The sequence below is a fragment of the Candidatus Eisenbacteria bacterium genome, assembly GCA_018831195.1.
GTDB lineage: Bacteria > Eisenbacteria > RBG-16-71-46 > CAIMUX01 > JAHJDP01 > JAHJDP01.
In genome coordinates, this window is the sequence record JAHJDP010000002.1 from 61,143 (window position 1) to 67,142 (window position 6,000).

Genomic DNA, 6,000 nt, shown 5'->3' on the forward strand with positions numbered 1-6,000 from the left:
CGATTCTCCTGTTTGTGAGAACCCAAACTAAACGCGGTGTGGGCGCATACCTAAATCAGCCATTCTTGAGTTCGTCCTATCAGATTATATGCTTACAACCACTTTCTTACATTAGCTTTATACTGCCTGTATTCCTCTCCGAATTGCTCTTCCATGTGGCGCTCCTCGGGAATCACGAAGGAAACGGAAAACAACCAAAACATTGCCCCGACCAGCACAAGCGGCAGTAGTGTGCCGGCTGCGACTGCAGCTCCGAGAACAATCCCCATGAACCCCAGATACATTGGATGCCGGCTAAACCGGAAAGGACCCTCGGCCACAACTAGACTCGACTTCCGGAATGGCTTGACCTCTGTTCCCAATTTCTTGAACAATGCGTCGGCCCAGACCGTCAGCGCCGCACCGATCAATGCGATAGCGACGCCAACAAGCCGCCACATTCCGAAAATCAACCGAGGCCCTGACAGCAGAAAGTGTAGCAAACCCATCAAAATAAGCCCAATGAACAGATATGTTGGGGGAAGAATTCGACCGCCGCTCACTACTTCCTCCTCTCTCACGGAACCTAGCGTTCTTCTAACCGGCGAGGTGCGCTTGGCGCGGCCCTCGCCCACTCCACTCGTCGCGCCTATATTATCTCTCACAGGGGGAGGCCGTGACAAGGGCCCTCGACGGGTTAATGCGGTCGTTAAACGTTGTGAACAACTAATATAGACTTTTAATCTTACCCCATGATGTGGTTTTTGTTGGCCATGGAGAACAACGATCTCTAGCCATTTCTCTAATTCCCAAATTCTTACAATTCGGGAAAATTTCATTAATAGGAACCCAGCCTGAACCATAACCTAATCCTGGAAAGACCTTTGTTGCCGAGCGCGCGTTGGTCGTATCGCTGGCTTCGTCGGCCGCAACATACCAACCTTCTTGTTGATTAAATGGCCAGTTTCCCCAGTATCCCGCAAAGTGAGCGCCGTCAACGCAACAGTTCATTGAAAGTTGATGTACAGAGATCTCTGGCCATGTCGCAATTGGGCCTGGTTCGATCATTATTCTTGAACAGATTATATTACCCGGAATCGGGTTGGGACCGTCCTCCAAAACCGATTGCCAGAGATATAGATCAAGGGTCTGGTTGTCAAATTGACTCCCATCGCTTGTAAGATACAACTGGATTCCGCAAACGTACGTCGCATCATACCGCTCAGCAAAACAACTATAATCTGGTGGGACGACGCCCTCAAGTCTCCACATATACGCATTTTCAAATTGCCCGTCATCATTTTGGAGCAATGTATCTCTTGGGCAAAATTCATCGTTTGGAGGCGGCAAAATCTGAGTATTTTCATGAAAGCCTATACTAATGATTGGCTCATCGTCGGCCGCCAAAGGCAAAGCAGAGAAGACTAAAGGCATTAGGAACGCTGCAAATATGTACATAATTCGTTTATCGCCATGATGGCTCCGCGGGATCTCATTCAATTTTCTCGGCCGGATATATCAACCTAACCGTCGTGACATAGGGAGGCCTGGGATCTCCTTCGCCAATCATCCATCTAACAGGTTTGCTCTCAACAACAATATCGCCTTTGTATTTCCTACTGATTTCTCTTGCCAACCATAAACCCATTCCCATCCCGCCTGCTGTGTGCTCTTTGGCGTCTGGCGTTCTAAAGCCCCGCTCGAATATCACTCCACTCTCAATATCTTGCTTTGGGATCCCAACGCCCCAATTCTCGATCTGAATTATGGCTTTGGATCTTGCCTGCGATGTCGATAACATGACTTTTGATTCCAAATTGCGTCCAGAATAACTGTATTTTATGGCATTATTCAAAACGTTGGCTATGGCCGTAATAATTTCTGGCCGCGAGGCTATAACGTGAGCGTTGGGGGCAGTATCCGTAAAGTCTATTATAACATTTCGACGCCGCGCATACTTCCCAAATATCTCAATGGTTTCACGCACCATCTCCGAGAGATGAACCAGGGTTTTGAGGCGTTTAGGTTTCGCGTTTTCATCTCTTTCTATGACGATATCATCAAGCGGTGTTGGGGTTTTACTCAGGTCGGCGTGGCCCTGTTCGCCGTCTATAGATCGTATAATTTGATTAACACCGTCTTCCCACCTTGGGAACAGGTCGATCCAATGTAACTCATTGAGTTTTCGGTACTTTGGTTTGCATTCCATTAGCCTGACCGGAATAAGATAAATTTCGTCGCCTGGAGTTTCCTCCAATACCTCAATCGCCTTTTTAATCTCTGCTTGCACAACTCCGCGCTTACCAACAGAGGATTTTGATAACAATGCAATAAAATAGTCGGCCCTGCTTATTTCTCTATGAATAACCTCTCGCCAATTCTCTCCGCCCCGGAGGTCTTTCTTGTCAAACCAAACACTTATCCCATGCACCCGTAAATCTTTTCGCAAACGATCGGCAGCGGAAGAATCTTCTCGTGCGTAGCTCAAAAATACTTTCTTTTTTGGCATTATCTTAATTCCAGTATGTCTAACGTTCTGCTAACCTGCTAGGTGCGCTGGGCGCGGACCTCGCCATCTCAACTCGTCACGCCAATATAATAGCATTTTGCGGGAGGCGTGACAAGGGCCCTCGTCGGGTTACTGTGGTCGTTAGGTACAAGGAATTACATGGACATTTAGTGATCATAAAGACTCTTGAGTCGTCCCCAGGTTATATTGTCTAGACTTGTAAGGCTGTCATTGCAGCTCGAAAAAGTTAAAACGTGGAGACCTCTTAAACCCGGATGGCAAGCTGAGTATCCCTGCGCCATTGTTGCATAAACATGTAACGTATCCGGATCAGGAAACGCCTCAGGATTACCAACAACCCAAAACTCATCGGTGTCAAACTGCCGCCAAATTCGTTGACTTGGGCAGTCCCAGTCCCACATCCCAAGGTAGCCGCAACCTAGAGATTCTGGCTGACACTCAATAATCTCTCTTACAATAAAGCATGACGTGACATCGTCCCATACACACCATGATAGATCACACTCCACTTCCTCGCCAACCACTTGGAATAATTCGCCGTCCACTGGAATGGGCTCAACGCTGCGAAGCAATCGATTGCCCGAATTTGAATTAAAAAGAATACAGCCTTCTCCGACTTCTTGGGCCCGGCCACAATCCTTGAAATATTGCGGAAAGACGATTCCCGGAATGGCACTCGAGCAAAGTATAGTAAGCAGTATTATAAATTTAGTGAATTTCATATGTCCGGCCTTTACCTATGCTGCCTGACTATCCACGATGCTAAAATCGTCATCGATTTCGAATATCGCATTATTTTTGTTTGTACCTATTGTTCTTTTAACCAGCAAGGTGCGCTTGATGCGATCCTTCTCCCCTATCCATTGCAGAAACCCACACCCCAGGCCGCAACCATCTCCATTTTGCCGCTTGTCATTCCCCGCCGGGTTGCATTGTTGGTTTCCGCCTAAATATACCGTACGAGATTACGTAGGCCACGGCGACGCTAACGACTGTCGCACCGAGATCGTATATGTCAAAGGTATATCGAGCTCTGGCGAGGATCCCTGGGCGCGGCAATAGCTGTGCAAATTCGGAAGCCACTGAGAGGACACCCACAATCATCGTGACCTGGAGTAGGCTGAGTCTCGAGATACGCCCCGTGTGTGACAACAATAGGAAGAGAAGTCCGGCTGGTCCAAGGATGCTGGGAATAACGCCAATTGTAAAACTCAAATGCTGGAGATCCAAGTACCTCATGAGCTTGATGACGATGATTGCAAACAAGCAGGCCACCCCCATCCAACCAAACAACTGGTTTGTGGCTTCTACGGTTCTGTCACGGGTTTCCATCAGGTTGTCACCTTGAGTGAAATATTCGAGGGGGCATGGTTTCTGTTGCCTTTATCTCAATACGTCTAATGTTCTCATAGCACGCGGGGGTTCTTGGCGCGGCCCTCGCCTCTCCCATGATCGCGACACTATTATAACCCTTCGCGAGAGGCCGTGACAAGAGCCCTCGGCAGGTTCAAAAGTGCGTCACAAGGCCTTTATAATTCTGGGTCTTCTGGTAATTGTGCTGAATGCCAAGCCCCAACAACCCAGACAGTCTTCCCTTTCACGCGATAGAAAAATCTATACGGTGGCACCATAACTTCGCGAAAGGGCAATTCTGGAAATTCAGGAAGTGGCCGGCCTGAGTCTGGAAATTTCTCAAGTCCCGAGAGCGACTTTTCCACCCGGCCGCTGAAATTGACAGCGGCCATTGGCTTATCACGCTTTATGTAGGTAAGGATGTCTAAAAACTGCAGTTTGGCGGTTGGCGTGAACCTGACCCTCATGATTCTTCTTCCGCCAGCAGTCGATCTGCCTCAGCCATAACCTTCTTGAGAGAAAACCCTACGCCTTGGTCAATTTCTCTCTCTCCTCGAGCCAATTGACGGAGAATCGCTCGTTCTTCTTCGGCCGCTTCGTAGGCCTCTATGCTCAGCATGACGGCCGCTGCCCGGCCTCGCTGGGTAATGATCAGAGGCTTCTGGTTACCCCGGACATTGCGCAAAACCGCCGCCGCATCCTGACGCAGATCGCTGATGGGGATGATATTAGGCACTTTAGCCATTGGACGTACCTCCTTTGATACAATCAATAGTACTATTTTCCGTATTACTAAGCAAGGGGAATCTGGTTCCTGGGAGCATTGTGGCCAGGACGCCTAATCTGCTGGAATTTGAGGAATTGGATCATATGGCGGCATTCTAGTGAGTTCATACGTCTCGGCTCCCATCCTTAAATCTGGACCGCCACCCCTCATTCGGCCGTTATGGATCTCCCGGGAAATTCGAGGCTCGGGGTGTGCTGTTATACAATATTCCTGCTGGTGTTTGGATGAGGTTCTCTCTATGTCCTTATAACGTTTTTTAAACCTGCGAGGTGTGCTTGGCGCGCGCCCCGCCATCTCCGGTGTCCGCGCCACCATTATCTCTCACTGCGGGAGGCCGCGACATGGGCCACTCGTCGGGTTAACGAGTCGTTAGGCAGTTCATTGGCTTGAACGGCCCCACTCGGTGGCAACCGCACGACCCTCTGCTTCTACAATACGTCTTGCCTCCATGCGGTCTAGACCTTGTGCCAATAGAAAATCGTACTTTGTCTCGGAATGACGTATGTGCGCATTGACAGCAAAATCAACCGCAGTTATATCAAAATTCTTTGCCGCGGCGCTCCGACCGACGCGACCACTGTATTTGCAACAAGCATGCTCCGCAATCGTTGTCTCTCGGCCTGGAGGACATTGTGGATATAGCTCTCTGATTCGCCTAGAAAACTCCTCTACATATTGCTGATCCAATTCGGCACGACGCTCAGCTTCGCGCTCTCGCCTTCGGGATCGAATGTCACTATCAGCCAGGCATTCAAACTCGGCCCGTTCTAAGGCACTTTCCTCAACCATTAACCCCTTGCGCTCATATCGCTTACGAGCCTTGCTCCACTTGAGGACTACGGCCGACAGAACTGAATGTTTTCGCGCCCGTCGGGTTAGCGCGGCATCGCCCGATGGCAAGAACATGAGATGGTCAAGATCAGCACATGAAAGGCAAAGTGCCCCCCGATCTTGAGCGAGCGTTATCCACGCATGGTGCCCAAGATTCGCACCGCATTCCCCGCAGCTCGTTTCCTTTGAGGAAATAAATATCTTCAAGCCGCTGGAATATTCCACAGACTCGGCCTCTCTTCTGAAGACACTAAAAAATATCTGCCTAACGTTCTTTTAACCTGCGAGGCGGTATGGCGCGGCCCTCGCCTACTCTCTCGTCGCACAACTATACTAATCTTGTGCGAGGGGCGTGACAAGGGCACTCGACAGGTTCAAAAGTTGAAATGGACTCCTCCGGTGGAATCTGTGGCATCATAGCGCCTGTCCACCTTTCGGCTTCGGTGAGCCAACCAACACAAGGAGGAGTCCGCATGTATTCTACTACCATCGCCGTTGATTTGGCAAAGTCTACTTTCGA

At 49.5% G+C, this 6,000-nt stretch carries 8 protein-coding genes; 2 read left to right on the forward strand and 6 right to left on the reverse strand.

Annotated features, from left to right (window positions below):
• Positions 1 to 92: 92 nt before the first annotated feature.
• The 3 genes from KJ970_00310 to KJ970_00320 form a co-directional block, all read right to left on the reverse strand.
• Positions 93 to 542 carry an isoprenylcysteine carboxylmethyltransferase family protein gene (locus KJ970_00310; GenBank protein MBU2689342.1) on the reverse strand — a complete coding sequence of 150 codons (450 nt, stop codon included), beginning with the start codon at positions 540 to 542 and terminating at the stop codon, positions 93 to 95.
• 163 nt (positions 543 to 705) lie between these two features.
• Complete coding sequence (locus KJ970_00315) at positions 706 to 1,413, reverse strand: hypothetical protein (GenBank protein ID MBU2689343.1); 708 nt, start codon at positions 1,411 to 1,413, stop codon at positions 706 to 708.
• A 58-nt stretch (positions 1,414 to 1,471) separates the two neighbouring features.
• Positions 1,472 to 2,488, reverse strand: coding sequence for a TIR domain-containing protein (locus KJ970_00320; protein MBU2689344.1), 1,017 nt, complete (start codon positions 2,486 to 2,488; stop codon positions 1,472 to 1,474).
• Between the two features lie 743 nt (positions 2,489 to 3,231).
• On the opposite strand from KJ970_00320, the gene KJ970_00325 reads away from it, so the two are divergent.
• Complete coding sequence (locus KJ970_00325; GenBank protein MBU2689345.1) at positions 3,232 to 3,459, forward strand: hypothetical protein; 228 nt, start codon at positions 3,232 to 3,234, stop codon at positions 3,457 to 3,459.
• Between the two features lie 265 nt (positions 3,460 to 3,724).
• Positions 3,725 to 3,910 carry a hypothetical protein gene (locus KJ970_00330; GenBank protein MBU2689346.1) on the forward strand — a complete coding sequence of 62 codons (186 nt, stop codon included), beginning with the start codon at positions 3,725 to 3,727 and terminating at the stop codon, positions 3,908 to 3,910.
• A gap of 128 nt (positions 3,911 to 4,038) precedes the next feature.
• On the opposite strand, the gene KJ970_00335 is transcribed toward KJ970_00330, so the two are convergent.
• The 3 genes from KJ970_00335 to KJ970_00345 form a co-directional block, all read right to left on the reverse strand.
• Positions 4,039 to 4,329 carry a type II toxin-antitoxin system RelE/ParE family toxin gene (locus tag KJ970_00335; GenBank protein ID MBU2689347.1) on the reverse strand — a complete coding sequence of 97 codons (291 nt, stop codon included), beginning with the start codon at positions 4,327 to 4,329 and terminating at the stop codon, positions 4,039 to 4,041.
• On the reverse strand, positions 4,326 to 4,607 hold the full coding sequence (locus tag KJ970_00340; protein MBU2689348.1) for a type II toxin-antitoxin system Phd/YefM family antitoxin: 282 nt from the start codon (positions 4,605 to 4,607) through the stop codon (positions 4,326 to 4,328). The genes KJ970_00335 and KJ970_00340 overlap by 4 nt, the downstream gene beginning before the upstream one ends.
• Positions 4,608 to 5,027: 420 nt before the next feature.
• Positions 5,028 to 5,687, reverse strand: a complete 660-nt coding sequence (locus KJ970_00345) for a DUF2293 domain-containing protein (protein ID MBU2689349.1) — start codon at positions 5,685 to 5,687, stop codon at positions 5,028 to 5,030.
• Positions 5,688 to 6,000 lie beyond the last annotated feature (313 nt).